Annotated in this window: 1 protein-coding gene; it reads right to left on the reverse strand. The window is 71.0% G+C overall.

Annotated features, from left to right (window positions below; genetic code table 11):
- On the reverse strand, nucleotides 1-210 hold a 210-nt coding region (locus BN358_RS26055; protein ID WP_198018365.1), incomplete at both ends, for a hypothetical protein.

Raw genomic sequence — 210 nt, forward strand, 5'->3', positions numbered from 1 at the left:
GCAGTCGAGGCACGACCCGGCGCCCGACCGGGCCTGGTCCTCGGTGAGCGGAGCCTCGATCTCGGAGAAGTCGCGCGGGTTGTGCACCAGCGAGACGTCACCGCTGATCGGGTGCCGGTGGCCGAAAGCGGTCTGCCGGGACAGCACGGTGTCGGTGGAGATCGTCTCCAGACGGTCGTCCAGGGCGGTGAACCCGTCCAGCGGCTGCCC

Source organism: Sedimentibacter sp. B4 (assembly GCF_000309315.1).
Lineage (GTDB): Bacteria > Bacillota > Clostridia > Tissierellales > Sedimentibacteraceae > Sedimentibacter > Sedimentibacter saalensis.